The 25,103-nt window shown below is 67.5% G+C and carries 26 protein-coding genes; 17 read left to right on the top strand and 9 right to left on the bottom strand.

What is annotated here, in order from left to right:
* Window positions 1–86: 86 nt before the first annotated feature.
* The 3 genes from ACWTPI_RS22070 (at window position 87) to ACWTPI_RS22080 (ending at window position 3,650) form a co-directional block, all read left to right on the top strand.
* Window positions 87–1,424: a TolC family protein gene (locus ACWTPI_RS22070; RefSeq protein ID WP_454732725.1), complete on the top strand. Its 1,338-nt coding sequence runs from the start codon at window positions 87–89 to the stop codon at window positions 1,422–1,424.
* Between the two features lie 499 nt (window positions 1,425–1,923).
* Window positions 1,924–3,279 carry an IS5 family transposase gene (locus ACWTPI_RS22075; RefSeq protein ID WP_454732726.1) on the top strand — a complete coding sequence of 452 codons (1,356 nt, stop codon included), beginning with the start codon at window positions 1,924–1,926 and terminating at the stop codon, window positions 3,277–3,279.
* Between the two features lie 185 nt (window positions 3,280–3,464).
* Window positions 3,465–3,650, top strand: coding sequence for a rubredoxin (locus tag ACWTPI_RS22080; protein ID WP_020206294.1), 186 nt, complete (start codon window positions 3,465–3,467; stop codon window positions 3,648–3,650).
* A 96-nt stretch (window positions 3,651–3,746) separates the two neighbouring features.
* Here the strand turns inward: ACWTPI_RS22080 and ACWTPI_RS22085 are convergent, their stop codons facing one another.
* Both ACWTPI_RS22085 and ACWTPI_RS22090 read right to left on the bottom strand, forming a co-directional pair.
* The gene (locus tag ACWTPI_RS22085; protein WP_020206295.1) at window positions 3,747–3,923 is read right to left on the bottom strand and encodes a hypothetical protein; all 177 of its coding nucleotides are present in this window, start codon (window positions 3,921–3,923) and stop codon (window positions 3,747–3,749) included.
* A gap of 62 nt (window positions 3,924–3,985) precedes the next feature.
* Window positions 3,986–4,168: a hypothetical protein gene (locus ACWTPI_RS22090; RefSeq protein WP_006163669.1), complete on the bottom strand. Its 183-nt coding sequence runs from the start codon at window positions 4,166–4,168 to the stop codon at window positions 3,986–3,988.
* 390 nt (window positions 4,169–4,558) lie between these two features.
* Here ACWTPI_RS22090 and ACWTPI_RS22095 point away from each other — a divergent pair, with 390 nt between their 5' ends.
* From ACWTPI_RS22095 to ACWTPI_RS22125, 7 genes are all read left to right on the top strand, one after another.
* Entirely contained in the window at window positions 4,559–5,062 is a 504-nt protein-coding gene (locus tag ACWTPI_RS22095; RefSeq protein WP_059415045.1) for a hypothetical protein, read from the top strand.
* A 260-nt stretch (window positions 5,063–5,322) separates the two neighbouring features.
* Entirely contained in the window at window positions 5,323–6,510 is a 1,188-nt protein-coding gene (locus tag ACWTPI_RS22100; RefSeq protein WP_454732727.1) for a c-type cytochrome, read from the top strand.
* 17 nt (window positions 6,511–6,527) lie between these two features.
* Window positions 6,528–8,282 (top strand): cytochrome c oxidase subunit I, encoded by a 1,755-nt coding sequence (ctaD, locus tag ACWTPI_RS22105; protein WP_020206298.1) that lies wholly within the window; start codon window positions 6,528–6,530, stop codon window positions 8,280–8,282.
* Complete coding sequence (locus ACWTPI_RS22110) at window positions 8,279–8,935, top strand: cytochrome c oxidase subunit 3 (protein WP_454732728.1); 657 nt, start codon at window positions 8,279–8,281, stop codon at window positions 8,933–8,935. Before ctaD ends, ACWTPI_RS22110 begins: the two co-directional genes overlap by 4 nt.
* A 32-nt stretch (window positions 8,936–8,967) precedes the next feature.
* Window positions 8,968–9,660 carry a heme-copper oxidase subunit III family protein gene (locus ACWTPI_RS22115; RefSeq protein ID WP_454732729.1) on the top strand — a complete coding sequence of 231 codons (693 nt, stop codon included), beginning with the start codon at window positions 8,968–8,970 and terminating at the stop codon, window positions 9,658–9,660.
* Window positions 9,661–9,668: 8 nt separating this feature from the next.
* Complete coding sequence (locus ACWTPI_RS22120; RefSeq protein ID WP_020206302.1) at window positions 9,669–10,031, top strand: cytochrome C oxidase subunit IV family protein; 363 nt, start codon at window positions 9,669–9,671, stop codon at window positions 10,029–10,031.
* 46 nt (window positions 10,032–10,077) lie between these two features.
* On the top strand, window positions 10,078–11,304 hold the full coding sequence (locus ACWTPI_RS22125) for a DUF2252 domain-containing protein (protein ID WP_454732730.1): 1,227 nt from the start codon (window positions 10,078–10,080) through the stop codon (window positions 11,302–11,304).
* A gap of 444 nt (window positions 11,305–11,748) precedes the next feature.
* Here ACWTPI_RS22125 and ACWTPI_RS22130 read toward each other — a convergent pair whose 3' ends face one another.
* Window positions 11,749–13,176, bottom strand: a complete 1,428-nt coding sequence (locus ACWTPI_RS22130) for an NAD-dependent succinate-semialdehyde dehydrogenase (protein ID WP_020206846.1) — start codon at window positions 13,174–13,176, stop codon at window positions 11,749–11,751.
* Window positions 13,177–13,331: 155 nt separating this feature from the next.
* On the bottom strand, window positions 13,332–14,132 hold the full coding sequence (locus ACWTPI_RS22135) for an IclR family transcriptional regulator (RefSeq protein ID WP_059415058.1): 801 nt from the start codon (window positions 14,130–14,132) through the stop codon (window positions 13,332–13,334).
* 159 nt (window positions 14,133–14,291) lie between these two features.
* Between ACWTPI_RS22135 and ACWTPI_RS22140 the strand changes: the two genes are divergently transcribed.
* The 3 genes from ACWTPI_RS22140 to ACWTPI_RS22150 are packed head-to-tail and all read left to right on the top strand — an operon-like array spanning window position 14,292 to window position 16,850.
* Window positions 14,292–15,470, top strand: coding sequence for a CaiB/BaiF CoA transferase family protein (locus tag ACWTPI_RS22140; RefSeq protein ID WP_020206844.1), 1,179 nt, complete (start codon window positions 14,292–14,294; stop codon window positions 15,468–15,470).
* A 19-nt stretch (window positions 15,471–15,489) separates the two neighbouring features.
* Window positions 15,490–16,095, top strand: a complete 606-nt coding sequence (locus ACWTPI_RS22145) for a cysteine dioxygenase (protein ID WP_454732731.1) — start codon at window positions 15,490–15,492, stop codon at window positions 16,093–16,095.
* A complete protein-coding gene (locus ACWTPI_RS22150) occupies window positions 16,092–16,850 on the top strand; it encodes an enoyl-CoA hydratase/isomerase family protein (protein WP_454732732.1) in 759 nt (252 codons plus the stop codon). Before ACWTPI_RS22145 ends, ACWTPI_RS22150 begins: the two co-directional genes overlap by 4 nt.
* Window positions 16,851–16,928: 78 nt before the next feature.
* Here ACWTPI_RS22150 and ACWTPI_RS22155 read toward each other — a convergent pair whose 3' ends face one another.
* Window positions 16,929–17,270, bottom strand: coding sequence for a hypothetical protein (locus ACWTPI_RS22155; protein WP_454732733.1), 342 nt, complete (start codon window positions 17,268–17,270; stop codon window positions 16,929–16,931).
* 284 nt (window positions 17,271–17,554) lie between these two features.
* On the opposite strand from ACWTPI_RS22155, the gene ACWTPI_RS22160 reads away from it, so the two are divergent.
* Complete coding sequence (locus tag ACWTPI_RS22160; RefSeq protein ID WP_020206840.1) at window positions 17,555–19,102, top strand: MATE family efflux transporter; 1,548 nt, start codon at window positions 17,555–17,557, stop codon at window positions 19,100–19,102.
* A gap of 14 nt (window positions 19,103–19,116) precedes the next feature.
* Here ACWTPI_RS22160 and ACWTPI_RS22165 read toward each other — a convergent pair whose 3' ends face one another.
* On the bottom strand, window positions 19,117–19,662 hold the full coding sequence (locus ACWTPI_RS22165) for a MarR family winged helix-turn-helix transcriptional regulator (protein ID WP_020206839.1): 546 nt from the start codon (window positions 19,660–19,662) through the stop codon (window positions 19,117–19,119).
* A gap of 207 nt (window positions 19,663–19,869) precedes the next feature.
* Entirely contained in the window at window positions 19,870–20,115 is a 246-nt protein-coding gene (locus ACWTPI_RS22170; protein WP_454740526.1) for a hypothetical protein, read from the bottom strand.
* Window positions 20,116–20,287: 172 nt separating this feature from the next.
* Between ACWTPI_RS22170 and ACWTPI_RS22175 the strand changes: the two genes are divergently transcribed.
* From ACWTPI_RS22175 to ACWTPI_RS22185, 3 genes are all read left to right on the top strand, one after another.
* On the top strand, window positions 20,288–20,749 hold the full coding sequence (locus ACWTPI_RS22175) for a tripartite tricarboxylate transporter TctB family protein (RefSeq protein WP_020206838.1): 462 nt from the start codon (window positions 20,288–20,290) through the stop codon (window positions 20,747–20,749).
* Between the two features lie 13 nt (window positions 20,750–20,762).
* Window positions 20,763–22,265: a tripartite tricarboxylate transporter permease gene (locus ACWTPI_RS22180; RefSeq protein WP_059415066.1), complete on the top strand. Its 1,503-nt coding sequence runs from the start codon at window positions 20,763–20,765 to the stop codon at window positions 22,263–22,265.
* A 221-nt stretch (window positions 22,266–22,486) separates the two neighbouring features.
* Complete coding sequence (locus ACWTPI_RS22185) at window positions 22,487–22,789, top strand: helix-turn-helix transcriptional regulator (RefSeq protein WP_020206914.1); 303 nt, start codon at window positions 22,487–22,489, stop codon at window positions 22,787–22,789.
* Window positions 22,790–22,939: 150 nt separating this feature from the next.
* Here the strand turns inward: ACWTPI_RS22185 and ACWTPI_RS22190 are convergent, their stop codons facing one another.
* Window positions 22,940–23,722 carry a DUF4397 domain-containing protein gene (locus tag ACWTPI_RS22190; RefSeq protein WP_059415068.1) on the bottom strand — a complete coding sequence of 261 codons (783 nt, stop codon included), beginning with the start codon at window positions 23,720–23,722 and terminating at the stop codon, window positions 22,940–22,942.
* A gap of 352 nt (window positions 23,723–24,074) precedes the next feature.
* Entirely contained in the window at window positions 24,075–25,085 is a 1,011-nt protein-coding gene (locus ACWTPI_RS22195; protein ID WP_020206916.1) for a response regulator, read from the bottom strand.
* Window positions 25,086–25,103 lie beyond the last annotated feature (18 nt).

Raw genomic sequence — 25,103 nt, forward strand, 5'->3', positions numbered from 1 at the left:
TGGTGAACGTTGTTTCTGTGTGGATGAATCTGAGACTATATCTAGCGCTTTCGGTTGTCTTTTTTGCGTTATATTGCAGCCCGGGCATGGGGAAGACAGATATTGAGGCGCCGCCCCTAAATCGGACGATTGTTGCACTTGAAGAAGCGCCGATCTCGTGTGAGGGAGGGGTGGCTGACGGAGCAATGGAGTTGACCGAGGTCCTCTTCAAGGCCGTGTGCGAAAGCGCATTGGTGAAGCGTAGTGATGCCGCAGCGGTGAGCGCCACAGCAGAGCGAGGAAAGGCCCGAGCGCCGTATTACCCAACAGTCTCTGCGGCCGTTTCTGGGAGCTCTTTTGAAAAGGCCGTTACGTATCCAAATTTTTCAGCAGGAAATTACTCGCTTTCAGGACAGAGTGGGCTGGCGGAGGTGTCGGTGAATTGGCTGCTTTTTGACTTTGGCAAGCGCTCTGCAAACCTGGTGGCGGCAGAGAATTTGGTTCTCTCCGCTTTGGCAGAGCGGCAAAAGAGCGCACGCGACGTTATTCTCCTAGCTTCCGAGGCGTTTTATCGTCTGCAGGCTGCAGAGCTAGGACTCTCCGCCGCTCTCGACGCAGAGCGCAATGCGCAGGAGAGCGCGGACTACGCCGAAGCATTGCGTAAATATGGGGCTGGCGGCATCAGTGACAGGCTGCTTGCGGAGAATTCGCGCAACCAAGCCAGGCTGCGTAGAATTGATGCCGCAAGCGAACGCGAGCTTGCAAGAGGCGATCTCGCAAGGATTCTGGGGCGTCCGAGTTCAGATGTGATTTCTATCGCGTCACCGATAATGGAGTCGAATTTTTCGACTATGAGCACAGGAGAGAATCTCTCGGTGTTGATGGATAACGCTGTCTTCAGAAGTCCGCGCCTTATATCCCTTGCAAGACAGGTCAACATCGCCGAAGCCCGCCTAGAGGCCGCCAAAGCGGAACTGTTGCCCTCCATTTCAATGTCGGGTTCCGCATACAAGAGCCTGACACCCCAGGCGGAATCCGTGATGACGCAATCGGTTAGGGGGTGGTCGATTGGACTCCAAGCCAGGATACCTATTTTCGACGGACTCCTGCAGCGTAGCAATATTGACTCGATTCGGGCAGAAGTGGACATCAAACGCATGGAGCTCGCCGAGGCGACCCACGATGTCCAAAGTTCACTATGGACGAACCTGGAAGGGCTGCGGCGCGAGACAGATAAGTTTTCGTTAGCCCAGACGATTGTGCGTACCTCAGCTGAGGCCTACGGTGCAGCGAGAGTACGCTACAAGGCGGGTGTCGGACCATTGTTGGAGCTTCTTAGAGCGCAGTCGGATGAGGCTGAGGCGAGGCGTCAATCTATCGAGTCGTTCAGGCGCTGGCAGGTTGAGCGGGTCAAATTTGTCGTGAACTTTGGCTCGGATTCCTAGAATGGGAAGGCGTGGCTCCCCGGGGCCACCGTTTTGTGATAGGTACCCAGCTTTAGAACCACCCCTTTCAAGGTGACTAAACGACACGTCCAGCCTTGATGACGCGAGCGGTAGAAACATGCCGCCGTGCCACGCATTCGGCAACATAGCCTTTCTTCTTCAACGCTTTCGGTCCCCGGACATGTTTGCGAATCGCGCGGGATCAACGTGCGTGGCGATCTTGATTAGTATGCGGCCGAGTTGGACCGGGTGAGCAGGGTTATAGGCGTGCCACACCCCGACCGGCACAGCGATCATCATGCCAGCATACGTCGCCCGAATTTCGCTGGCGAGGTAGCACGGTGAGAGCTCGATATCACTGGTATCGAGTCCGTCCTGAACAACCCGCAAGCCGTTGATCGGGTTCGCAGTTCATCGGATTGATGGGCGTTGGATTTGCAGGGTATTGTTTTGCCAGTACCTGTTTTCTTGCAAATTCCTCCGAGGAGTCTGATGTCTGATGGGTCCGAAGCCTTCGCAGCCGCAAACGGCAGAGTTGTTCCGTCCGCGTCTGGACGAGCAGATCAACATGAAGCACTCGCTGGTGAGGCTGGCGGCGCTGATCGACTGGGCCGAGATCGAGCGCACGTTCGCGGTGTCATTCACTTCCGGCCGTGGCCGGCCAGCCTTGCCGCCGCGTCTGGTCGCCGGGCTGCTGTACCTGCGGCACACCTTCGATGCCTCTGATGAAGCCGTGGTCAACACCTGGGTGGAGAACCCGTACTGGCAGTTCTTCTGTGGCGAGACCTACCTGCAAACCAAACTGCCCATCGACCCGTCCAGCCTGACGCGCTGGAGAAAGCGCATTGGGGAAGAAGGCGTGGAGATACTACTGGCGGCCAGCATCGACGCCGCCCGGCGTGGCGGCGTGATACAGAAGGCCAGCGCGCAGCAGGTGATCGTGGACACGACCGTCATGCCCAAGTCCATCGCCTATCCGACCGACAGCCGCTTGCTGGACAAGAGCCGCCAGCACTTGGTCAAGGCAGTCGAGGACAACGGGCTGCGGCTGCGCCAGAACTACAACCGGGTGGCACCGCGGTTGGCCGCGCAGATCGGGCGCTACGCACACGCCAAGCAGTTCAAGCGCATGCGCAAGGCCGTGCGCACGCTGCGCACCCGTGTCGGCCGCGTGCACCGCGAGGTGCAGCGCCAACTGCGCATGCTGCCCGAAGCGGCTAAGGCCAAGGTCCAGGACCTGCTACAGCGCACCGGCCGCATCCTGACCCAGCGCACGAAGGACAAGAACAAGCTGTACGCCTTGCACGCGCCCGAGGTCGAATGCATCAGCAAGGGAAAAGCCAGGACACCGTACGAGTTCGGCGTGAAGGTCAGCATCGCCACTACGTTGAAGGAAGGCCTGGTGGTGGGCATGCGCTCCATGCCGGGCAACCCCTACGACGGGCACACGCTGGCCGAGACGCTGGAACAGGTGGGCATTCTCACCGGCACGGACAAACCACCCGCCACGGCCATCGTCGACAAGGGCTACCGCGGCGTGGAGATCGAAGGTGTGCGTATCCTGCGCTCGGGACAACGGCGCGGCGTTACCAGGACGCTCAAGGCCATGATCAAACGGCGCAGCGCCATCGAGCCCGCCATCGGGCACATGAAGATGGATGGACGACTGGGCCGCAATCCGCTCAAGGGCGCGCTGGGCGATACGCTGCACGCGGTGATGTGCGGCGCAGGGCATAATCTGCGCCCGATCCTGGCCGCGCTGCGGCTTTATTGCGCCCGGTTCGGGCTGTCGATGCAGGCGCTTATCGCGGCACTGCTTGCCTCTCCAAGCAATCACCGACTGGCCCGCGGCTGAGAGTCGAATTGTTCAGGACGGACTACTTCGTCGCAGACGAAAGGACACGGACGTAACGGATCGAAATCACGCTAGCGTCGCTTCGCTTTGAGACAACTTTCCAAAGCGGATCAACTGGCGGCGGACGCCGCCGCGGGCCGAAAAGCTTGTATGATCTGGCCCGGAATCGAAAACAGGAGTGCGTTTTGCAGCAGGAAGTCGTTGCCTACAAGACCTGGGTCTGCCTGATTTGCGGCTGGGTCTATGACGAAGAACAAGGCTGGCCGGAAGACGGCATCGCCCCCGGCACGCGCTGGGAAGATATTCCGGAAGACTGGCGCTGCCCCGAATGCGACGTGGGCAAGGGCGAGTTCGCGATGATCGAGATCTGACCGCCGGCATGGCGGCGACAGCGATCAAGCAACCAGGCGATCAAGCGATTAGGCGACCTAGCGGCTACAGCGCTACGTTGACTACGGCCGGCGCGTTCAGGTCAGGCCCGGCGGCTGGCGCCGCCGCATCTCCCGGCAGATACCGGCGCGGCGCCGGTGCTGCGCGCAGCGCCGGTAGCGCATGCGATAGGGATGGCTGCAGCGCCAGATCGCCGCGACCACGGTGAGCAGCAGCAGCGCCGCCATCATGGCGGCCAACAGGCCAAGCGTCATCGCGGCCTCCTTCCCCTCGGCCATCTCCCGAGCCGGCTGGCGCGCGATGCGTCCGCCGGCGCTCAGATCAGCAACGGCAACGCTTCGAGCAGGGCCACCGCCAGCAGGGCTCCGAAGATGGCGCCCGCCGCGCGGCAACTGATGCGCAAGGCCCGGGCCGTAAACGGAATCCCGCCGAAAGCGATCATGCCAACCAGCGCCATCGGGATCAGAAAAACAAGATCATGTGACGTGAAGTGCAGCATGGCTGTCTCCTGTCTCTCTACTTGTGTTTCCAGTATAGAAAGTGTCGCGGGGACGCCAAGCTCGATTAAGTGGGGGTTGTCACCTAAGCGGCACGCACCCGCTTCGCCGCGGTCCGCACGCTGCGCCGCAACATCGCCGGCGGACGCCGCCGGGCCTGCCTTGCGCTGCCTGAAGGGCCGGGCGCCGCTGCGGCCACGGCAAGTACCGCGGCTGCCACACGCGCCGCCGGCAATGCGCGGCATGCCACGCGCCGCGCGCATATTTGCATGCGGCCGGGCCGACGGACCGGCCCGCCTGTCCTATGCTGACCAGTATGCAGGCCGGACCCGCAAGCGGGCCGCGGCGCCCGTGATGGCGCCACTGCAGCAACCAGCGTATCGGAGGTGGCTATGGAACTTCACATGCAATCGCACCATTACGTGCGTCGCCTGCCCGACTGGATGGCGGCGGCCGTGTCTGGCCTCGCGGCCGGCGCGCTGCTGATGGTGGTCGAGCTGTTCTGGTCCACCATGGTGGCCGGCGTCAATCCGTGGGGCACCACGCGCATGATCGCGGCCATCGTGATGGGGCCGGACGTGCTGCAGACCTCCCTGTTCAGCGTGGGCACGGTGGCGGTGGCGCTGGTCATCCACTTCGTGCTGGGCGCGGTGCTCGGCATGATCCTGGCGGTCATCATCGCGCCGTTCCACTTCGACTCCAGCGCCGGCATGGTGCTGCTGACCGGCGCGGTGTTCGGGCTGGCGGTCTACCTGATCGACTTCTATGGCATGACGCGCTTCTTCTCGTGGTTCGCCGACGCGCGCGGCTGGCACACGCTGGCGGGCCACCTGATCTTCGGCATGACCGCGGCCATCGCGTACTGGAAGCTCGAAAACAAGGATGTATCGCACTGAGCACGGGCCACGCGGCGCGTTTTCGGCCTTGCGCATTGCCACTACACGGGCGGCGCGGCCCACCGGCGGCGAAGGAAGGTCCAGGCCTTCCTTCGCCGCTTTTTATGCGGCGCCCGGCGCGCCTGCGCGCCGCGCGTTTGTGTGGCAGTGCACCCAAAGCGATGCGGGCGGCGCCTTGCACCGGGCGGACCACATGCACTAGGCTTATCTCAACCTTGCGCTGAGTTCGCGGTCAGCCATGCGCGGGGGGGAGGGTCGGTATGGCGCTCGCCATTGCACTCGTCGTCATTGTCGTCGCTTCGGTGCTCTTTCATTTCCTGAGCCCGTGGTGGGCGACCCCGCTTGCTTCGAACTGGAAGCAGATGGACGACACGCTGACCATCACGCTGGTCGTCACCGGCATCTTCTTCATCGTCATCAACCTGTTCGTCGGCTACATCGTCTGGCGCTACCGCCATCGCCAGGGCGCGCGCGCCGCCTACCAGCCGGAAAACCGCAAGCTCGAACTGTGGCTGACCGCCGGCACCACGCTCGGCGTGATCGTGCTGCTGGCGCCGGGCCTGTTCGTCTACGCCGAATACGTGCGCCCGCCGGCCAACGCGATGGTGCTCGAGGTGGTGGGCCAGCAATGGCAATGGGGCTTCCGCTTTCCCGGCCAGGGCGGCCAGCTCGGTACTTCGGATGCGCGCTTCGTCTCGGCGGACAATCCGCTCGGCGTGAACCCCGACGATCCGCGCGGGCAGGACGACATCATCGTGGCCGCGCCCGAGGTGCACCTGCCGCTGAACCGCCCGGTCAAGGTGCTGCTGCGCTCCAAGGACGTGCTGCACGACTTCTACGTGCCGCCGTTCCGCGCCCGCATGAACATGGTGCCGGGCATGGTGACTTCGTTCTGGTTCACGCCGACCAAGGCCGGCACCTTCGAGATCCTGTGCGCGCAGCTTTGCGGCGTGGGCCACTACAACATGCGCGGCAAGGTGGTGGTGGAGGACGACGCCGCGTTCCAGGCCTGGCTGGCGCGCCAGCCGACCTTCGCCCTGACCATGCTCAAGACGCCCGCGCCGGGCGCGGTGGCGGCCGCCGGCGGCGCGCCCGCCGGCACGCTCGCGGCGCAGGGCCGCGCGCTGGCGCAGAGCAAGGGCTGCATCGGCTGCCACAGCATCGACGGCAGCGTCGGCGTGGGGCCGAGCTGGAAGGGCCTGTACGGGCGCAGCGAGACCTTCGCCGACGGCAGCAGCGCGAGGGTGGACGACGGCTACCTCAAGACCGAGATCACCGAGCCGCAGCAGCGGCTGGTCAAGGGCTTCGGCCCGGTGATGCCGAAGATTCCCCTGAGCGAAGAGGAAGTGAGCGCGCTGGTCGCCTACATCCGCGCCAACGGCGCGCAGGATGGCGCCACGCAGGCGGGCGCCGGTTCGGGCGCCGCATCGGGCGCGGCAGCCCGGTAAGCCGACAGGAGCAGCCAATGGCCTACGCCGACCACGACATCCACGGCCCCACCAGTTTCTTCACCCGCTACATCTGGAGCCAGGACCACAAGGTGATCGCGGTGCAGTACACGCTGGTCGCCATCTTCGTTGGGCTGATCGGCGTGCTGCTGTCCAACCTGATGCGGCTGCAGCTCGGCTTCCCGGGGCATTTCGCCTTCATCGACGCCAACCGCTACTACCAGTTCGTCACCATGCACGGCATGATCATGGTGATCTACCTGCTCACCGCGCTGTTCCTCGGCGGCTTCGGCAACTACCTGATCCCGCTCATGGTGGGCGCGCGCGACATGGTGTTCCCGTTCCTCAACATGCTGAGCTTCTGGGTCTACCTGGTGTCCGTGCTGGTGCTGCTGGCGAGCTTCTTCGTGCCGGGCGGGCCCACCGGCGCGGGCTGGACGCTCTATCCGCCGCAGGCCATCCTGCCGGGCACGCCCGGCTATCAGTGGGGCATCATCCTGATGCTGGTGTCGCTGCTGATCTTCATCGCGGCGGCCACGATGGGCGGGCTCAACTACGTCACCACCGTGCTGCAGGCGCGCACCGAGGGCATGACGCTGATGCGCATGCCGCTGGCCGTGTGGGGCATCTTCATGGCCACCATCCTGGCGCTGCTGGCGTTCCCGGCGCTGTTCGTCTCGGGCGTGATGATGCTGCTCGACCGCACGCTGGGCACCAGCTTCTTCATGCCGGCGATGGTGTCGATGGGCCAGCATCTCGACTACAAGGGCGGCAGCCCGCTGCTGTTCCAGCACCTGTTCTGGTTCTTCGGCCACCCCGAGGTGTACATCGTCGCGCTGCCGGCCTTCGGCATCGTCTCCGACCTGGTGAGCGTGCATTCGCGCAAGAGCATCTTCGGCTACCGCACGATGGTGTGGGCGATCCTGGCCATCGGCGTGCTGTCGGTGGTGGTGTGGGCGCACCACATGTTCGTCAGCGGCATGAACCCGTACTTCGGCTTCTTCTTCGCCACCACCACGCTGATTATCGCCATTCCCACCGCGATCAAGGTCTACAACTGGGTGCTCACGCTGTGGCGCGCCGACATCCACTTCACGGTGCCGATGCTGTTCGCCATCGCCTTCATCAGCACCTTCGTCATCGGCGGGCTGACCGGGCTGTTCCTCGGCAACGTCAGCGTGGACATCCCGCTGTCCAACACGTATTTCGTGGTCGCGCACTTCCACATGGTGATGGGCGTGTCGCCGATCCTGGTGGTGTTCGGCGGCATCTACCACTGGTACCCCAAGGTGACGGGGCGCATGCTCAACGATACGCTGGGCCGCGTGCATTTCTGGATTACCTTCGTCGGCACCTATGCGATCTTCTTCCCGATGCACTACCTCGGCGTGCTCGGCATGCCGCGGCGCTACTACGCCTACGACAACTACGCCTTCATTCCCGAGTCGGCGCACGTGATGAACGCCTACATCTCGGTCGCGGCCTTCATCGTGGCCGCGGCGCAACTGGTGTTCATCTTCAACCTGGCCTGGAGCGTGCGGCATGGCCGGCCGGCCGGCGCCAACCCGTGGCGCGCCGCCTCGCTGGAATGGCAGACGCCGCAGACCCCGCCCGCGCACGGCAACTGGGGGCCCGAGCTGCCGGTGGCGTACCGCTGGGCCTACGCCTACAGCGTGCCCGGCGCGAGCGAGGATTTCATCGCGCAGAACGCGCCGCCCGAAGCCGGCGGCGCCGAGCCCGAACCGCACCCCAGCCGAGGAGCCGTGGCATGAGCGTGAACCTGATCTACCGCGCCGACGGCGGCGGCGAGCGCCGCAGCGGCCCCGGCCCCGGCGACGTGGGCCGGCAGCGCGCCGGCCCGGCGCCGGCCAGCACCGGCCTGTGGGTGTTCATGGGCGTGGTGTGCTCGCTGTTCGCGCTGTTCATCACCGCCTACGCCATGCGCATGGATTCGCCGGACTGGCACGCGGTGGCGCTGCCGTGGCAGGTGTGGCTGTCCACCGCGCTGCTGGCGGCGGGCAGCGCGCTCATGCTGGCGGCGGCGCGCGCGGCGCGCGCGGGCCGGCTGTCGCGCGCGCGCCGCGCGCTGCGCTGGGGCGGGCTGGCGGCGGCGGCCTTCGTCGGCTCGCAGTTGTGGGCGTGGCAGGCCCTGCTCGCCATCCACGTGGTGCCGGCCAACAACCCGGCCGGCAGCTTCTTTTTCCTGCTGACCGCGATGCACGGCCTGCACGTGCTGGGTGGCCTCGCCGGCTGGGCGCTCGCCATGCGCGCGCCGCCGGGCACGTTCATGGCGCGGCGCACCGCGCTGCGCATCACGCTGTGCGCGCGCTACTGGCATTTCCTGCTGGCCGTGTGGCTGGTGCTGCTGGCCGCGCTCGGCTGGCTGACGCCGGAATTCGTGCGCTTCATCTGCGGCCGCGGTTGAGCGCCGGGGCCAACGCCGAGGGAGGTAAGCCGATGTCATCGCAACCCGTTTCTTCCGCCGCTGTGGGCGCGCCGGCGGCGGCCGGCTGGCGCGGGCTGGTGGCCGACTGGGGTTCCGACCAGCAGGCCTTCCGGGTGTCGTGGGGCAAGGCCATGATGTGGATCTTCCTGCTGTCCGACACCTTCATCTTCAGTTGCTTCCTGACCGGCTACATGACGGTGCGCATCGCCAACACCGTGCCGTGGCCGAACCCGAGCGAGGTCTTCGCGCTGCACGTCGGCAACGCCGAGGTGCCGCTGCTGCTGATCGCCATCATGACCTTCGTGCTGATCAGCAGCAGCGGCACGATGGCGATGGCGGTGAACTTCGCCTACCGGCGCGACCGCGCGAAATGCGCCGCGCTGATGTTCGCCACCGCGCTGTTCGGCGTGGCCTTCGTCTCCATGCAGGCCTTCGAATGGACCAAGCTGATCATGGAGGGCGTGCGCCCGTGGGGCAACCCGATGGGCGCGGCGCAGTTCGGCTCCGCCTTCTTCATGATCACCGGCTTCCACGGCCTGCACGTGAGCTGCGGCGTGGTCTACCTGCTGGTGGTGGCGACCAAGGTGCTGCGCGGGCGCTACGAGGCCGGCGGCAACTACCAGATCGTGGAGATCGCCGGGCTGTACTGGCACTTCGTGGACCTGGTGTGGGTCTTCATCTTCGCGCTGTTCTATCTCTGGTGAGGCTCGTCATGGCCACCTCGACGTCTTCCGCCGCGCCCGCCAGCCCCGAGGCCGGGCACGGCGCCCAGCACGGCCAGCAGCATCCCATCGGCCTGTACCTGAAGATCTGGGCGCTGCTGTTCGTGCTCTCCACGCTGTCCTACCTGGTGGACTACTTCCATTTCGAGGGCTACCTGCGCTGGACGCTGATCCTGCTGTTCATGGTGATGAAGGCCGGGCTGATCGTCGCCGTGTTCATGCACATGGCGTGGGAGCGGCTGGCGCTGATCTGCGCGATCCTGCTGCCGCCGCTGTGCCTGCTGGTGCTGGTCGGGCTGATGGCGGCCGAGGCCGACTACACGTTCCTGCTGCGCGGCACGTTCTTCCACTAGGGCGCGGAGGTACACTTGGCGGGTTGCCGGTCCACCAGAGGAAGCCATGCACCCTGCCACGGAAGCCATCCTGATCTACAACCAAGGCCGCGATCCCGAGCGGCTCACGCGCAAGCTGGCCGCCATCGCGGCCGATCCGTTCGCCTTCCTGCGCGGCACCAACCATCTCTACGCCGCGGCCGTGGGCGGCGAGGCGGCACTGATCGAAGCGCCCGTGACCTACGTCTGCGGCGACCTCCACCTGGAAAACCTGGGCAGCTTCAAGGGCGACAACGGCCTGGTCTACTTCGACCTCAACGACTTCGACGACGCCCTGGTCGCGCCGCTCACGGTGGACCTGGTGCGCCTGCTCTCCAGCCTGATGATCGCCGCGCCCCAGCTCGGGCTGTCGGACGCCGACGCGCGCGCCGGCGCCGAGCGCATGCTCGACACCTACGCCGCCGTGCTGGCCTCCGGCAAGCCGCGCTGGGTGGAGCGCGCCACCGCCACCGGCATGGTCGCCACGCTGCTGCGCCGGGTCAAGCGCCGGCGCCGCGGCGAGCTGCTGGCCGAGCGCACCGTGCGCGGCGGCGGCAAGCGCCGCCTGCTGGTCGACGGCAAGCACGCGCTGGCGCCGCTCAAGGGCCAGCGCAAGCGCGCCGCCGCCATCCTGCGCGAGTTCGGGCAGCAGTCGAGCCACGGGCGTTTGGTCTCCGACGATGCCGCGCGCCGCATCGCCGGCGTGGGCAGCCTCGGGCTCGAGCGCTACGTGGTGCTGGCCCACAATGGCGACGACCGCGCGGCCCAGCGCCTGGTCGACATCAAGCGCGCCGCGCCCAGCGCCTGGAAGAGCATCCCGCTGCGCGCGCAGCCGCGCTGGCAGAGCGAGGCCGCGCGCGTGGTGCAGATCCAGCACGCCATGCAGGCGGCCTCGCCGGCGCTGCTGTCGGCGGTGACGATGGATGCTTCATCCTACGTGGTCAAGGGACTGCAGCCGACCGCCGACCGCATCAACATCGGCCCGCACACTGGGCGCACGCAATTGCGCGAGGTGTTGCTGACGATGGCGCGTGTTGCCGCGTGGGCGCACCTGCGCGGCTGCGGGCATGAGGCGGCGGACCGGATCGAGCAATTGCAGGAATTCGCGGCCGGCAGGCACTGGCGTGCGCCGGTGCTGCGGCTGGCGCGGCATGGGTGTGAGATGGCGCAGAAGCAGTGGCGGGATTTTGCGGAGGATTATCGGGTGGCGAGGGGGAGGGAGGGGAGTGGCTTAAGGTCGAAGTCGAAGGCTTGACGTCAGCTGCTTGACTTCAAAGTCAAAGTCAAAGTCAAAGGCTTTCGCGCCCCCGGCGCGACCTACTTTCTTTTGTCCGAAAAGAAAGTAGGCCAAGAAAGCGGACTGCCTGGCCGGCAGGGGCAGAAACGTTGGGGTTTCTGGTTGTTGGTGGTTTCGTGGTGGGGTTTGTGGTTCTGCTGGCATCCTGCCGTTACCGGTGCGGGCGGCCACGACTTTGCTGGCGGTGTTGGTTTCGCGGTCAGACCTATGATGGCGAGTGCATTGCTTGTTCAGGCATCTGCCGTTACCGGTTTTGGCCGCCGCTACATAGCACCCTCATGGTTTCGTGGTGGGCGTGGTGGGCCGGGGTGCTGGGGCAGAGCGGGAAGCTAGCCCAGAAAAGACAAGGCCCGCAGGTCGACTGCTTGCAGCCAACCTGCGGGCCTACTTTCACGCGCGCTGTCAGACCTGCGTGATGAACTTGGTCACGAGGTAGCCATCGAAGGTTTCCTGGCCGCCTTCGCTGCCGATGCCGGAGTCCTTGATGCCGCCGAACGGCGTTTCGGCCAGTGCCATGCCGAAGTGGTTGATGTTGACCATGCCGGCTTCGAGGCCGTTGGACACCAGCGTCGCGGTCTTGAGCGAGTTGGTGAACACGTAGGAGGCCAGGCCGAACGGCAGGCTGTTGGCGCGGCGCAGCACTTCCTCGGCGTCCTTGAAGCGCGTCACCGGCGCGACCGGGCCGAACGGTTCGTCGACCATCAGCTTGGCGTCGTCGGGCAGTTCCGTGACCACGGTGGGCGCGAAGAAGAAGCCCTTGTCGCCGATGCGCGAGCCGCCGGCGACCACCTTGCCGCCGCGGTGGCTGGCGTCGTCCAGGAACTGTTCCATCGAGGCGATGCGGCGCTCATGCGCGAGCGGGCCCATCTGGGTGCCGTCTTCCAGGCCGTCGCCGACCTTGACCGAGCCGATCACTTCGGTGAAGCGCGCGAGGAACTTGTCGTAGGCCTTTTCCTGGACGTAGAAGCGCGTCGGCGAGACGCATACCTGGCCGGCGTTGCGCAGCTTGAAGCGGGCCAGCATCTCGGCGGCCGGTTCGATGTCGGCGTCGTCGAACACCAGCACCGGCGAGTGGCCGCCGAGCTCCATCGTCACGCGCTTCATGTGCGCGCCGGCCAGCGCGGCCAGCTGCTTGCCCACCGGTACCGAGCCGGTGAACGAGATCTTGCGCACGATCGGCGATTCGATCAGGTAGGTGGAGATCTCGCCCGGCACGCCCCACACGATGTTCAGCACGCCCGGGGGCAGGCCGGCGTCGTGGAACAGCTGGGCCAGCGCCACCACGGCGCTGGGCGAATCTTCCGGGCCCTTCAGGATCAGCGTGCAGCCCGCGCCCACGGCCGCGACGATCTTGCGGATGGCCTGGTTGAACGGGAAGTTCCACGGCGTGAAGGCGGCGCACACGCCGATCGGCTCGCGCACCACGAGCTGGCGCACGTTGGGCTGGCGCGGCGGGATCACGCGGCCGTAGATGCGGCGGCATTCCTCGGCGTGCCATTCGGCGTGCTCGGCGCAGACCATGACTTCGCCCACGGCCTCGGCCAGCGGCTTGCCCTGGTCCAGCGTGATGTTGCGGCCGATGTCCTTGGCGCGCTCGCGGCTCAGCTCGGCCACGCGGCGCAGGATCTTGGAGCGCTCCAGCGGCGAGGTCTTCTTCCAGCTTTCGAAGGCGCGCTGCGCCGCGGCCAGGGCGCGGTCCAGGTCGGCGCGGCTGGCGTGCGGCAGCTTGCCGAGCACTTCCTGGGTGGCCGGGTTGATGACGTCCTGCTCGCGCCGGTCCCCTCCCTTGATGAATTCTCCATCGATGTAGAGGGCGAGATCCTGGTACATGCCTTTTCTCCTGATTGTTGTGAGTGCGGCACTCCGGGGCGGTGGTGCCGCAGGTTGGCCGGGGCGATGACCGCCCGGGCCGGGAATTCCTGGCCGAAGCCGCAAGCTTAGCGCGTCGGGCCGATATCTGCAGCCCCCGGGCGCCGCCCGGCCGCTCAGCCGCGCCGCAGCGTGGCCATGCCGCGCGCGGCCAGCGCCAGCGCGCCGTGGCGCGCGCCGCCGCCGAGGCTGTCGGAGATCTCCGCGGCGGCGCCGCGCACCAGCTCGGCGAAGGCCTTGATCCGCTGCGGGCGGAAGCGCTCGGCGGGGCCGGACAGGCCGACCGCGGCGATCACCTGCCCGTTGCCGTCGCCGATCGGCGCCGCCACGCCGCAGACGGTCTCGCGCCACTCGCCGCGGTTGACCGCGTAGCCCTGCTTGCGCACCCTGGCCATCTCCAGCAGGAACTGCGCGGGGTCGACGATGCTGTTGGGCGTGGACGGCACCAGCGCCGCCGACATCCGCTGCAGCGCGGCCTCGGGCTGGAACGCCAGCATGGCCTTGCCGGTGGCCACGCAGTGCGCCAGCGCGCGGCCGCCGATCTGCGTATAGGCGCGCACCGGGTTGGCGCTGTCGATCTTGTGCACGTAGACCACCTCGCCGCGGTCGAGCACGGACAGGTGGACGCTTTCGCCGCTGGCGTGCATCAGCTTGTCCATCCACGCCTCGGCATGGCGGCGCAGGTCCAGCCGCGCCAGCACCGCCGAGCCCAGCTCCCACAGCTTGATGGACGCGCTGTAGCCGGTGCCGGAGGCATCGCGGATCACGTAATTCATGTCGGTGAGCGCTTGCAGCAGGCGGTGCACGTTGCTCTTGGCCAGGCCCATGTGGGCGGCGATCTCGGTCAGGCCGAGCGGGCGCTCGCTGTGCGCGAGCAGCTCGACCACGCCGAGTCCCTTGATCAAGGTGTTGTTCATGGGCGCGATGCCTCCGGCGGCGGTGGTGAGGGACCGGACAATGTCCGCGCATATGCGGGTAGCGCATATGCGTTCTCAAATGTGGAACGATAGTACCGTATTTGGCAACGTCCCTATAATCCTCGCATCTTCCATGCATATCTTCCCGGTACTTTCCCGATGAGCGATCTCCCGCAACACGACCTGCCGCTGCTGGGCGTCAAGGTGGTGGAATTCTGTACCGTCGCAGCCGGCCCGTTCTGCGGCATGCTGCTGTCCGACATGGGCGCCGAGGTGGTCAAGGTCGAGCCGCCCGACGGCGACACCCTGCGCCAGTGGCCGCCGCTGTCGGACGGCTACTCCGAGAATTTCGCCTCGCTCAACCGCAACAAGCAGTCGGTGGCGCTGAACCTCAAGGACCCGGCCGACCTCGCGCTGGCGCGCAGCCTGATCCTCGACGCCGACGTGGTGATCGAGAACAACCGCCCCGGCGTGATGGACCGGCTGGGCCTGGGCTACGCCAGCTTTCGCGAGGACAAGCCCGGGCTGGTGTACTGCTCGGTGTCGGCCTACGGGCAGAGCGGCCCGCGCGCCGGCGAGGGCGGCTTCGACCTGACCATCCAGGCCGCCGCCGGCGTGATGAGCGTGACCGGCGAGCCCGGCGGCGCGCCGGTCAAGTGCGGCGTGCCGCTGGCCGACTTCGCCTCGGGCCTGTACGGCGCGTTCGCCATCGCCAGCGCGCTGGCGCGCGTGCGCGCCGGCGGCGCCGGGGCCCACATCGACGTGCCGATGTACGGCTGCACGCTCGGCATCGCCGCGCTGCAGACCAGCGAGTATTTCGGCAACGGCCGCAGTCCGGCCAAGCTCGGCTCGGCCCATCCGCGCAACGCGCCCTACCAGGCCTTCCAGGCGGCCGACGGCTATTTCGCCATCGCCGCCGGCAACCAGAAGCTGTGGCTGGAAGTGGTGCGCGTGGTGGACCTGCCGGCGCTGGCGCAGGACGCGCGCTTCGCCACCACGCGCGACCGCGCCGCCAACCAGGCCGCGCTCAAGGTCCTGCTGGAGGAGCGCTTCGCCACGGCGGGCGTGGACCACTGGATCGCCGCCTTCAACGCGGCCGGCGTGCCGCATGCGCGCATCAACGACTATGCCGCCGCGCTGGACGATCCGCAGGTCGAGCACATGGACTGGGTGCGCCCGCTGACGCTGCCGGGCGGCCACCGCACGCGCACCTTCGCCTCGCCGCTGCGCTTCGACGGGCAGGGCCTGCCGATCCGCCGCGACCCGCCCGCGCTGGGCGAGCACAATGCGGCGATCCGCGCGCACTACGAGAGCGGCGCCGCCGGCGCCGACGCCTGACCTGCCTGGAGACACGGACATGAGCAACAACATCGAGCGGCTGCGCGAATTCGTCGCCACCGTCAGCCGCGTGGTGACGCAGGCCGAGCGCGACGGCAGCGGCGAGGCGGACGTGCTGGCGCAGGCCACGGCGGCGCTGTCGGCGCTGGTGGCGCACGACGACTGGCTGCCCGAGGAAATGGCGCGCCCGCATCCGGTCTACTACCAGCAGCACCTGCTCTACGGCGACCCGCTCGACCGCTTCTCGCTGGTCAGCTTCGTGTGGGGGCCGGGCCAGCAGACGCCGGTGCACGACCACACCGTGTGGGGCCTGATCGGCATGCTGCGCGGCGCGGAGATCGACCAGCGCTACCGCGTCGACGGCGGGCGCCTGGTCGCCGACGGCGAGCCGGCGCTGCTATCGCCCGGGCAGGTGGCGGCGGTCTCCCCCACGCTCGGCGACGTGCATCGCGTGCGCAATGCGTTCGACGACCGCGTCTCGGTCAGCGTGCATCTCTACGGCGGCAACATCGGCCGCATCCGCCGCCATGTCTATGCCGACGACAGCGGCGCCACCAAGCCGTTCGTGTCCGGCTATTCCAACGCGCTCGTGCCGAACCTGTGGGCGCCGGAGCCGAAGGCATGAGCGAAGGCCAGGACATCCTGCTGATTGCCCGTGAAGACGGCGTCACGCGCCTGACGCTCAACCGTCCCGCGCGCGGCAACGCGCTCTCGCGCGAACTGGTGGCGGCGCTGTCGGCGGCGGTGGAGACCTGCCACCGCGACGGCACGCGCCTGCTGGTGCTGGAGGGCGCGGGCCGGCATTTCTGCACCGGCTTCGACCTTGGCGACCTTGGCGACCTCGACGCCGAGAGCGACGATTCCCTGCTCGCGCGCTTCGTGCGCGTGGAACTGCTGCTGCAAAGCGTGCATGCCGCGCCGTTCGCCACGCTGGCGCTGGTGCAGGGCCGGGCGATGGGCGCGGGCGCCGATCTCGTGGCCGCCTGCGGGCAGCGCCGCGTGGAGGCGGGCAGCAGCTTCGCGTTTCCGGGCGCGGCGTTCGGGCTGGTGCTGGGCAGCGCGCGGCTGGCGCAGCTGGTCGGCGCGGCGCGCGCGCGCGAGTGGATCACCGGCGGCGGCGCGTTCGCCGCCGAGGCGGCGCTGGCCAGCGGCTTCGCCACCGGCGCGCTGGAGGCCGGCGCAGCGGCGCGCGCCGCGGTGGTGGCCGAGCTCGCGCAGCGCGCGCGGCGGCTGGACCCCGCCACGCAGGCGGCCATCCATGCCGCCACGCGCGACGGCGCGGACAGTGCGGCGCGGCAGCTTGCCGACCTCGTGCATTCCGCCGCGCGGCCCGGCATCAAGGCGCGCATCGCGGCCTATCGCGCGGCGTCCGCCGGCTGAGGCGCGCGGCGTTCGGGCTGGCACATGAATGCCCCGGGGCGTCCCCGGGGCATTTTTCATGGGCCGGATGCGGCGCGGTCAGTTCCGCGTCGAGCCGCCCGACAGTTCCTGCCTGGCCGCCGCGTCGTTGGCCTTCTTTTCCGCGCCCTTGACCTGCTTCGCGGATTTCACGTCCTGCTTGTACTCGCGCTTCGCGGCCTTCCTGGTGGCGTTGTATTCGTCCGACGCCTGCTTGTTGGCCTCGCGGCGCTGCACCAGCGGGTCCTTGGGCGGCTCGACCTGGGTCATGCCGGGCGGCACGGCGGCGTTGGCATTGTCCGCGGGCATGGCCGGGGCCTGCGCGAAGGCGGCGGCGCACAGCAGCCCGGCGGAGGCGGCGGTGGCAACTTGCAGGAAGCGGATGGGCTGGTTCTTCGACATGGCGGGTCCTCGCTGTTGGTGGATCGGTACAGATGCTGGCCGGGGACGGCGGTCCGAGGCATTCCCCCGGCTTGCGCATTTCACCCCTGTTTGACCGGCGTTTTTCGCCGCGCGTGCCCCGATCCGGACATCTGCTTACAATTGGCCTGCCGTCCGACAGACGGCCACCGACAAGACCTGTCGGCGGAGTGTGAGATAGTGGCCAGCGGGGGCGCACGGCCTCCGCCCGCGCACCTCGCGCGGGCACAAGAAACCACCAAGAACAGCACGAGACAGGCCGCGACATGCCGACCAGACACAAAGCGCAACTACTGACCACCGGCCCGATCGGGCGCACCCTGCTGCTGTTCTCGCTGCCCGTGCTGGGCAGCAACATCCTGCAGTCGCTCAACGCGTCGATCAACTCGGTGTGGGTGGGGCACTTCCTCGGCGAGGCGGCGCTGACCGCCACCTCCAACGCCAACATCATCCTGTTCTTCCTGCTCGGCGTGGTGTTTGGCATCAGCATGGCCAACACCATCATGATCGGGCAGGCGGTGGGCGCGCGCGACCTCGACGAGGCGCGCCGCGTGGTGGGCACCAGCACCGGCTTCTTCGTCGGGCTCTCGGTGCTGGCATCGGCGCTGGGCTACATCTTCACGCCGGCCATCCTCGCGGCGATGGACACGCCGGCCGACGCCAGGCCGCTGGCCGAGAGCTACCTGCGCATCATCTTCCTGGCGCTGCCGTTCATGTATTTCTACAACTTCGTGATGATGACGCTGCGCGGCGCCGGGGATTCGCGCACGCCGTTCTACTTCATGCTGTTGTCGGTCGGACTGGACGTGGCGCTCAACCCGCTGCTGATCTTCGGCATCGGGCCGCTGCCCGAGCTCGGCATCGCCGGCTCCGCGCTGGCGACGCTGATCGCGCAACTGGTCAGCCTCGCGGCGATGCTGGCGGTGCTGTACCGCCGCGGCCATTTCCTCGCGCTGCGCCGGCACCAGCTGGGCTACCTGCGCCCGGACTTCGCCATCCTGCGCGCGCTGGTGGCCAAGGGCCTGCCGATGGGCTTGCAGATGGTGGTGATCTCGTCGTCGGCGATCGTGATGATGTCGCTGGTCAACCGCTACGGCTCGCAGACCACGGCCGCCTATGGCGTGGCGTCGCAGTTGTGGACCTATGTGCAGATGCCGGCGCTGGCGGTGGGCGCGAGCGTGTCGTCGATGGTGGCGCAGAACGTGGGCGCCGGCCTGTGGGAGCGGGTGGCGCGCATCACGCGCGTGGGGCTGCTGTTCAACCTGCTGATGACCGGCGCGCTGGTGGGCCTGATCTACCTGTTCAACCGCCATTCGCTGGGCCTGTTCCTGCCCGACGACGGCACCGCGATCGGCATCGCGCAGCATATCAACGCGATCGTGCTGTGGTCCTTCATCCTGTTCGGCTTCACCATCGTGCTGTTCGGCACCGTGCGCGCCACTGGCGCGGTGATGGCGCCGCTGGTGATCCTGTTCGTCTCCATGTGGGTGGTGCGCCTGCCGTTCGCCTCGCTGCTGGCGAGTGACTATGGCGCCGACGCGGTGTGGTGGAGCTTTCCGCTGGGCTCGGTGGTGTCGGTGACGCTGGCGGTGGCTTACTACCGCTTCGGCAACTGGCGCGCCAGCCATATCCTGCCGGTGACGCCGGCGGCGCCGGCCCCGCGGCAGGAGTTCGCGCCGCAGGCGCCGGACACCAGCATGGGCACGCCGTGCGAAGAAGCCCTGAGCACGGCGGGCGCCGGCGAGGATGCCGGCGAGGTGGCGGCGCTGGCGCAGGCCGCCGCCGGCGCGCCCGCCCGGCAGCACCCGCGCTGAGCGCCGGCGCCGGGTCAGTCGCCGGCCGTTTCCGTTTCCGCGGCGCCGTCCACGTCGGTGCCGCGCGCCAGTCCCGCCAGCCAGCGCCGTACCACTTCTTCCTCCTGCGCCGACAGCCCCGCGCGCAGGCGCGCCTCGTTGTGCAGCGCGCGTTCGCGGCAGCCTGCCAGCAGCGTCTCGCCGGCCGGCGTCAGCACGATGTTCTGGATCCGGCCGTGCACCGGGTGCGGCTGGCGCCGGATCGAGCCGGCCTTCTCCAGGTTGGCGACGATCACGCTGACGGTCTGCGGCGTGAGCAGCGCCAGCCGGGCGAGGTCGGCATTGGACAAGCCGGGATAGGCGCCCAGCATGGTCAGCACCACGAACTGCGGCGGGGTGGCGCCCAGGTCGGCCAGCGCGCGCTCCAGGCGCAGGCGGTTGGCGGCGCCGGCCTGGCGCAGCAGGTAGCCGAGATAACCGGCCTCGCCGCGCTTGCCCTCGCCGGGGCGGGGAATCGCCGGGGCGGCGGCGGCCGGGTCGGTGGCGGCGCCCGCGTGGGCTGGCCGTGCGGTCTTGCTCATGGTCGTCCGGGTTTGCGTGAAAGGCGTGGAAGGGGGAAAGCCGTGGCGCCGGCTGGCGCGCGTATTCGTGCTCTGAGATTATCGCAGAGCCGGCGCACCGCCGGCCTGCCGCCGCATATTGCCGCCTGCCGCCACCTGAAAGGCAATCGAAAGCTCTGTCTGTCATCGTGCGCCCGTGGTCGGGGCGGTAGGGCCGTGCGCCGCCTTTCAACCAGCTTTCAATGCGGCCGCCGCGCGGCTTCCGGCGCATGCCGGCGCCGCGTCGTTCCCCGCGTGACTTCCCGCGCCACGTCCCGCGCAGGCGCGCTTCGCCTGCGCGTCGCCGGCATGGCCGCCAGCCACGCGCCCGCATCCGGCGCGCGCGCGATTTCTCCCTGTTTTCCCGCCGATTTCGCCCGATTCGTGAAAATGGATCACGTCGTGATATTTGTCGTTTGTGGCGAAGTTCCTCATGCATCGGTGATTACCCCTAAGTCAAGACAAATGAAAGCAAGCTGAAAGATCGCCTCTCTAAGGTTGCATCCATCCTGCAGGAGAGCCTTCACACCTGCCGATCAAACCGTCTGCGCATGCAAGAGCCTGCGCGCGCAGCCGGATGCTTTCACGTACTTTGAGGAGAATCGTTTTGCGCATACGCAGCCAAAAGGACTTTGCCTCCGGCCTGATGTTCGTCCTGGTCGGTCTGGGCTTTTCCTGGGTCGCTCGCGGCTATTCCATGGGAACTGCCGCAAAGATGGGCCCCGGATATTTTCCGTTCCTGCTCGGGCTGGTACTGGCCGTGCTGGGCGCACTCGTGTTGATCGGCTCGCTGTCGAGCAAGGGCGAGGAAGACCAGCTCGCGCGCTGGGACCTGAAGACCCTGCTGTGGATCCTCGGTTCGGTGGTGCTGTTCGGCCTGCTGCTCAAGCCGCTCGGCATGGTGCTGTCGGTGTTCGTGCTGGTGCTGGTGTCGTCGATGGCCAGCCATGAATTCAGCTGGAAGGGCGCCCTGGCCAACGCCGTGGTGCTGGTGCTGATCAGCATGGGCGCGTTCGTCTACGGCATCAACCTGCAGATGCCGGTGTGGCCTGCTTTCATTACCGGTTAAGGAGTCGGCCTCAATGGAATTGTTCGATCACCTTGCCCTGGGTTTTTCCACGGCACTGTCACTGCAAAACCTCGCATACGCCTTCCTGGGCTGCGTGCTGGGTACCCTGATCGGCGTGCTGCCGGGCCTGGGGCCGCTGGCCACCATCGCCATGCTGCTGCCGGTGACCTATACGCTGCCCCCGGTGGCGGCGCTCATCATGCTGGCCGGCATCTACTACGGCGCGCAGTACGGCGGCTCCACCACCGCCATCCTGGTCAACCTGCCTGGTGAATCGTCGTCGGTGGTGACCACCATCGACGGCTACCAGATGGCGCGGCGCGGACGGGCAGGGGTGGCGCTGGCCACTTCCGGCCTGGGCTCGTTCTTCGCCGGCTGCGTGGCTACCCTGATCCTGGCCGCGTTCGCCACGCCGCTGTCGGAACTGGCGTTCAAGTTCGGTCCCGCCGAATACTTCTCGCTGATGGTGCTGGGCCTGATCGGCGCCGTGGTGCTGGCCTCGGGCTCGCTGCCCAAGGCCGTGGCGATGATCGTGCTGGGCCTGCTGCTGGGCCTGATCGGCACCGACGTGAACTCGGGCGCCGCGCGCTTCTCCTTCGACATCCCCGAACTGACCGACGGCATCGACTTCGTCGCGCTGGCGATGGGCATGTTCGGTTTCGCCGAAATCGTGGCGAACCTGGAACAGAAGGAAGACCGCGAGACCTTCACCGACCGCGTGACCAACCTGTGGCCGACCAAGGAAGACTTCAAGCGCATGGCGCCGGCGGTGCTGCGCGGCACGCTGCTGGGTTCGGCGCTGGGCATCCTGCCCGGCGGCGGCGCGGCGCTGGCCTCGTTCGCGGCCTACTCGCTGGAAAAGAAGACCTCCAAGTACTCGCATGAGTTCGGCAAGGGCGCCATCGAAGGCGTGGCTGGTCCGGAATCGGCCAACAACGCCGCCGCGCAGACCTCCTTCATCCCGCTGCTGACGCTGGGCATTCCGCCCAACGCCGTGATGGCGCTGATGGTGGGCGCGATGACCATCCACAACATCCAGCCGGGCCCGCAGGTCATGACCAGCAACCCCGCGCTGTTCTGGGGCCTGATCGCCTCGATGTGGATCGGCAACCTGATGCTGATCATCCTGAACCTGCCGATGATCGGGATCTGGGTGAAGCTGCTGACCGTGCCTTACCGCTACCTGTACCCGGCCATCCTGGTGTTCTGCGGCATCGGCGTGTACTCGGTCAACAACCAGACCTTCGACGTGTTCATGGCGGCCGGCTTCGGCATCATCGGCTACCTGTTCCTGAAGCTCAAGTGCGAACCGGCGCCGCTGCTGCTCGGTTTCGTGCTCGGACCGATGATGGAAGAAAACTTCCGCCGCTCTCTGCTGCTGTCGCGCGGCGAGTTCACGGTGTTCGTGACGCGTCCGCTGTCGATGGGCCTGCTGATCGCCGCCGCCGCGCTGGTTGCCGTCGTGGCGCTGCCGTCGATCAAGGCCAAGCGCGAAGAAGCGTTCCAGGAAGAATAGTTTTCGAAGCCCCCGTACCGGTGCCGCCATACGCCGGTACGAACAACGCAAGATTCGGGGTGCCTCGCGCACCCCGCTTTTTTTTGCAGGGCGCGTTCCGGCTCCCGCCGGCACGCTCGCAGTGAACCTGCCCGGCTGCGCTTGGCAGTGCCGGGCCTGCGCAAGATGATCCGCTCCATTCAGCTCTATCGCGTCACTGGCTGGCGCGCCGCGGGCGCCGCATGAAGACGCCGGCGCTGGACCGCCTGGTTTCGCGGTTGTACATCCTCAAGCTTGTCCAGGCGAGTCCGTCCACCGTACTGACCCTGGTCGAGCGCCTGCGCGAGCACGGCATCGACAACAATATCCGCTCGCTGCGCCCGATCCTGCGCAGCCTGCTGATCGCGCGCGCGATCACGGCGGAACTGGTCGAGGGCAGCGGCCGCGTCTACTGCATCACGGACAGCGGCAAGGACGAACTGGACAAGTACCTGTCGCACCTGGACGTGCTGCAAGGCGACCTCGAGCCCGCCCCGGAGCGCTAGGCCCCGGACACCAGCGCGCCGCGCGCGCGGCCGGCAAGAAAAAGCGGGAAGATCCGCCTGCCGGATCTTCCCGCCTGGCACGCCCCGGCGACGGCGATCGCGCCGGCCGGGCTGCCGCTTTTCCTTTCCTTTCTCTTCCCTTTTCCTTCCCTACTGCGAGACCAGTTCCTGCGCGTCGCCGGCGCCGGTGCTCGACTGCGCGACCAGCACCTTGATCCGGTTCGGCACCAGCGCGCCGATGCCGTCGACCGGGATGGTGGTGATCAGCCAGTCGGCGTTGTTGCCCAGCGTGAGCGCGCCGGAATCGAAGATCACGGTCTTGGTGCCGGCGGTGGTGATGCGCAGGCGATAGGTGCCGCCGTCCAGATAGAGCGAGTCCTGGCCCGTGGCGGGGTTGGCCGTCTTGTAGCCGACCGCCGCCATGTTCGGCGAGACCGCGTTGAGGTCGGCCGCCGGCGTGGTGACGTAGACGTCGATGTTCTGCGCGTTGAACGAGGCGTTCAGGGTGCGCACGCGGGCCTTGTCCGACAGCAGGCTCTTGTCGTACGGGTCGTCGATGGTGAGCACCTCGGCGGCGGTGGCGCCGGGCAGCGCGACCACGGTGTACTTGTGGCCGGTGTGGGCGTCCACGGCGGCGCTGCCGAGCTGCGTGCTGGTGTTGGTGACGTTGAACGCGATCAGCTGCGATCCGGTGTCGACGTCGAAGTAGTTCGACACGAATTTGTAGGGCTCGTTGAGGAACGCGGTCTTGGTGCCGTTCTGCAGCACGTCGAGGTTCGGGCCGCCGGTGATGGCGTGGATCACGCGCACCGACGGCTTGCTGATGCCGAGGCGGTCGTCGATGCCATCGTCGCCGCCGCCGCCGCATGCCGACAACACCGCGCTTGCCGCCAGAGCAAGGCCCACTAGCAGGCCGGATTTGGAAAGCTTCATGAATGCCCTCTTCTTGCAGGTGAGTGAGAGAACCCGTGGCGGTCGCGGCCCATTGCCGCAGGCGGATGTTCCCGCGCGCCACGCTGCTTGTTCAGGCGTGTTGCCGCGGCGTTCGCCGCCCGCTGGAGAGGATGCGAAACCGCGCCTGCCGTGATGCAACGATAGCCAGCGCGCGCGGGCCGGCACATTGGCGGGGCTCCGAAACGCTTGTCGGACGATTCCCACAGGACGCGGCCGCCATGTATGGCGGGCGGCGCGAAGGGAGCCGCGGGAGGAGGGGAGGAAGGAGGGGAAGAAGGAGGAGACGGCGGCGCGCGCCGCGGCCGGCGGCGCACGCCCCCGGGCGCGGCGCTCAGGCGGTCATGACGACCTGGTTGCGGCCGTTGCGCTTGGCCTGGTAGAGCCCGGCGTCGGCGATCTCGATCAGGCGGCTGAACGGCTCGTCCTGGCCCGGCACGATGGCGGTGCCGCCGATGCTGACCGTCACGCAGGGCCCGACCTGGGAGCCGCTGTGCGGCACCTGCATGGACTCGATGGCGCGGCGGACCTTCTCGGCCAGCAGGCGCGCGCCGCCGGGCGAGGTGGCGGGCAGGATCATGGCGAACTCCTCGCCGCCGAAGCGCGCGGGCAGGTCGGCCGGGCGCGTGCAGTTCTCGCGGATCACGCCGGCCACGCGGCGCAGCACCTCGTCGCCGGCCACGTGGCCGTAGGTGTCGTTGTAGGCCTTGAACGAATCCACGTCGATCATCAGCAGCGCGAGCTGGCTCTGCTCGCGCGCCGCGCGCCGCCATTCGGCGCCGAGGTATTCGTCGAAGTAGCGCCGGTTGGACAGCCCCGTGAGGCCGTCCGAGTTGGTCAGCCGCTGCAGCTCCAGGTTGGTCTCCAGCAGCTGCTGCTGGCTCTGGCGCAGCGCGCGGTAGGCCTCGTCGCGCTGCTGCAGGTTGATGTAGGAGCGCGAGTGATAGCGGATGCGCGCCACCAGCTCGATGGTGTCGGGCAGCTTGACCAGGTAGTCGTTGGCGCCGGCGGCGAAGGCCGCGCTCTTCATGATCGGCTCTTCCTTGGTGGACAGCACGATGATGGGGATGTCGCGCGTGGCCGGGTTGGCGCGGTAGCGGCGCACCAGCGTCAGGCCATCGATGCCGGGCATCACCAGGTCCTGCAGGATCACCGTGGGCCGCGTGCGCTCGGCCACCGCGACGGCCTCGTCGGGCTTGGCGCAGTAGTGGAAGTCGATGTCCTTCTCGGGCTCGAGCTCGCGCCGCACCGCTTCGCCGATCATGGCCTGGTCGTCCACCAGCAGCACCATCGCCAGGTATTCCTCCGGGCGCTGTGCGTAGTTGCGTTCTATCTGTATCGACATTGTGTTCCTCTTGCTGCC

Source organism: Cupriavidus ulmosensis (assembly GCF_977008105.1).

Coding starts and splice junctions, on each gene's coding strand:
- ACWTPI_RS22150 (WP_454732732.1), top strand. CDS start 16,092: ATGAGCGAAGGCCAGGACATCCTGCTGATTGCCCGTGAAGACGGCGTC.
- ACWTPI_RS22115 (WP_454732729.1), top strand. CDS start 8,968: ATGTCATCGCAACCCGTTTCTTCCGCCGCTGTGGGCGCGCCGGCGGCG.
- ACWTPI_RS22145 (WP_454732731.1), top strand. CDS start 15,490: ATGAGCAACAACATCGAGCGGCTGCGCGAATTCGTCGCCACCGTCAGC.
- ACWTPI_RS22095 (WP_059415045.1), top strand. CDS start 4,559: ATGGAACTTCACATGCAATCGCACCATTACGTGCGTCGCCTGCCCGAC.
- ACWTPI_RS22170 (WP_454740526.1), bottom strand. CDS start 20,115: ATGAGGAACTTCGCCACAAACGACAAATATCACGACGTGATCCATTTT.
- ACWTPI_RS22070 (WP_454732725.1), top strand. CDS start 87: ATGGGGAAGACAGATATTGAGGCGCCGCCCCTAAATCGGACGATTGTT.
- ACWTPI_RS22085 (WP_020206295.1), bottom strand. CDS start 3,923: ATGACGCTTGGCCTGTTGGCCGCCATGATGGCGGCGCTGCTGCTGCTC.
- ACWTPI_RS22135 (WP_059415058.1), bottom strand. CDS start 14,132: ATGAACAACACCTTGATCAAGGGACTCGGCGTGGTCGAGCTGCTCGCG.
- ACWTPI_RS22110 (WP_454732728.1), top strand. CDS start 8,279: ATGAGCGTGAACCTGATCTACCGCGCCGACGGCGGCGGCGAGCGCCGC.
- ACWTPI_RS22100 (WP_454732727.1), top strand. CDS start 5,323: ATGGCGCTCGCCATTGCACTCGTCGTCATTGTCGTCGCTTCGGTGCTC.
- ctaD (WP_020206298.1), top strand. CDS start 6,528: ATGGCCTACGCCGACCACGACATCCACGGCCCCACCAGTTTCTTCACC.
- ACWTPI_RS22190 (WP_059415068.1), bottom strand. CDS start 23,722: ATGAAGCTTTCCAAATCCGGCCTGCTAGTGGGCCTTGCTCTGGCGGCA.
- ACWTPI_RS22180 (WP_059415066.1), top strand. CDS start 20,763: ATGGAATTGTTCGATCACCTTGCCCTGGGTTTTTCCACGGCACTGTCA.
- ACWTPI_RS22125 (WP_454732730.1), top strand. CDS start 10,078: ATGCACCCTGCCACGGAAGCCATCCTGATCTACAACCAAGGCCGCGAT.
- ACWTPI_RS22185 (WP_020206914.1), top strand. CDS start 22,487: ATGAAGACGCCGGCGCTGGACCGCCTGGTTTCGCGGTTGTACATCCTC.
- ACWTPI_RS22195 (WP_020206916.1), bottom strand. CDS start 25,085: ATGTCGATACAGATAGAACGCAACTACGCACAGCGCCCGGAGGAATAC.
- ACWTPI_RS22075 (WP_454732726.1), top strand. CDS start 1,924: ATGGGTCCGAAGCCTTCGCAGCCGCAAACGGCAGAGTTGTTCCGTCCG.
- ACWTPI_RS22165 (WP_020206839.1), bottom strand. CDS start 19,662: ATGAGCAAGACCGCACGGCCAGCCCACGCGGGCGCCGCCACCGACCCG.
- ACWTPI_RS22155 (WP_454732733.1), bottom strand. CDS start 17,270: ATGTCGAAGAACCAGCCCATCCGCTTCCTGCAAGTTGCCACCGCCGCC.
- ACWTPI_RS22120 (WP_020206302.1), top strand. CDS start 9,669: ATGGCCACCTCGACGTCTTCCGCCGCGCCCGCCAGCCCCGAGGCCGGG.
- ACWTPI_RS22160 (WP_020206840.1), top strand. CDS start 17,555: ATGCCGACCAGACACAAAGCGCAACTACTGACCACCGGCCCGATCGGG.
- ACWTPI_RS22090 (WP_006163669.1), bottom strand. CDS start 4,168: ATGCTGCACTTCACGTCACATGATCTTGTTTTTCTGATCCCGATGGCG.
- ACWTPI_RS22140 (WP_020206844.1), top strand. CDS start 14,292: ATGAGCGATCTCCCGCAACACGACCTGCCGCTGCTGGGCGTCAAGGTG.
- ACWTPI_RS22130 (WP_020206846.1), bottom strand. CDS start 13,176: ATGTACCAGGATCTCGCCCTCTACATCGATGGAGAATTCATCAAGGGA.